Origin of the sequence: Novosphingobium organovorum (genome assembly GCF_022832435.1) — a bacterium.
GTDB lineage: Bacteria > Pseudomonadota > Alphaproteobacteria > Sphingomonadales > Sphingomonadaceae > Novosphingobium > Novosphingobium organovorum.
Genome location: NZ_JALHLF010000223.1, coordinates 1 through 2005, shown reverse-complemented (window position 1 = coordinate 2005; position 2005 = coordinate 1). Strand labels below are relative to the sequence as shown.

The following is a 2005-nucleotide window of genomic DNA, read 5'->3' as shown; positions in this document are numbered from 1 at the left end:
GGGCTGGTCGCGGCGGGGCTGGGGGCCCACTGGCTGGTCCGTCGCGAAGCGCCCGCGCCGCGGCTCATCGCCAGTGCGACGGGCCAGCGCCGTTCGCTGGCCCTGCCCGATGGTTCGCAGCTCATCCTCGATGCCGCCTCGCGCGTCGCGCTCGACTTCACGCCCGAGCGGCGCACCGTCCATCTCGAACGCGGCGCGGCGCATTTCGACGTCGCGCACGATCCCGCGCGGCCCTTCGAGGTGTTCACCCCGCAAGCGCGGATGGAAGCGCTCGGCACCCGCTTCAGCGTCGATCGCCTTTCGCGGGCAAGCGAACTGCGCGTCTATCAGGGCCGTGTCGCGCTTGCCCTGCGCGACGGTCCGGCGGGCTTCGCCGCGCCGCGCACGCTGCCCGCCCGCGAATGGGTACTGATCGGCGACAGGGCCCTGCTCGGGCGCGGCCGCTTCGATCCGGCCTCGGGCGCGGACTGGCAGAACGACTGGCTCGACGCGCAGGCCATGCCGCTTGGCCAGGCGCTTGAGCGGCTCGGGCGCTACACCCCGCTCGCGCTGCAACTGGCCGATCCCGCCGACGCCGCGCGCACGTTCAGCGGCCGCTTCCGGCTCGACCACCCCGAACGCTCGCTGGCCCTGATCGGCGCGCTGTTCGCGCTGCGGCTCGAACACCGCACCAACGCGCTGGTGCTCGTGCCCGAGGCACCGGCAGCGCGGGCCTGACCCGGCGCGCCCGGCGCGCCAGACACCAAATAGGTAGAAATACCTCAGGTAGCCCGGTATTCTGCGCCCCGCTTGGAGCAGCGGCTCCGTCACGGAACGCCTCATGACGCCCAATGGATTGCTCGATCCGTTGTCGGAAACGGTGTCGGGGGCGCAGACCACCGAACAGCTCCCCCGCCCGCTCTTATGGCGAGGCAAACCTTGGCATCGTGCGCGTCGATCCGCTGCAATGCTCGCCCGAACAGGCGCTGCGCCAGGCCGACGGGGCGATGCGCCGCGACAAGAAAGCCCGCCGCACACGGCCCGGCGCCTACGCCTGAGCGTCGCAAAAGGGCCGCGCCCAGGCGCTTGAACACGGGCGAATTGCCCCATGATCGCAGGACCTCGTCCGCGTGCATGGCCCCCGCGCCACACGCACACGGGAATTGCCATGGCCCAGCGCAGTTCGCGCTTGCCATGCCCCGCGCCGCTGCCCATTCCTGTACTAAAGCGGCTTTCGATCCGACTGCATCGGATCGAAAGCCGCTTTAGACCTTTGTGTTGACGCATTTTCTGAATCGTCCGGTGATTCCACCTGAAGGGAAAATGCTCTAGCGGCGCGTCGCCCGAGCCGGTCCTGGCGTGAGACCGCAGGCGCGCCGCACAAGAAGCGGGAGCTGGCGTGGTACGTTCTTTTCTGGGTCGCGTGTTGGACGGACTGCACCGCACGGGCACGCTGCCCGCCGCCGGTATCAAGACCTACTTCAAGGCGCTGGAAGAGCAGCAGCGCGGGCTGGCCGGGGCCGCACTGAACTACATTGCCGAGGGCGAGGCCAGCTCGGTGCTCGCCGCCTGCCAGACCCCGGCGGTACGCCAGGCCTGGCGCCAGCGCGCGCGCACCTGGCCACCGGGCGACCAGGAAGGGCTGTTCACCCGGCTCGAGGCCTGGCGGATCGACCAGATGCAGCGCCTTGGCGACGTGCTCGCCGCGCTCGAACCACTGACCCATGACTGGGGCATGTTCGGCACCAGGGCGTCGCCCGACGCGCTGCGCCACGTGGTCACGCTCTGGCTCGGACGCGATCGCAAGGACCAGCCGGTCGCGACGCTCGTTGCCTTGAGCGCGGACAGCCCCGACCCGGTCGCCACGGCGCTCGACATCCTGTTCTGCCGCGACGCGCAAAACTATGGCGCACACGACAGCGTCAGCCGCTTTGCCGGGGTGGCGGACTGGCTCGCTACCGAACACGAGCCCGTCACGCGCGCCGCGCCCGCGCTGGGCGCGGACTTGCGCGCCGCGCTTGCCGCC

2 protein-coding genes are annotated in these 2005 nt (G+C 70.7%); both read left to right on the top strand.

What is annotated here, in order from left to right:
* A partial coding sequence (locus tag MTR62_RS20845) for a FecR family protein (protein WP_244024562.1) occupies positions 1 to 717 on the top strand: 717 nt, incomplete at its 5' end.
* A gap of 661 nt (positions 718 to 1378) precedes the next feature.
* Positions 1379 to 2005 (top strand): hypothetical protein (locus MTR62_RS20840; RefSeq protein ID WP_244024559.1); only part of this gene is annotated, 627 nt, incomplete at its 3' end.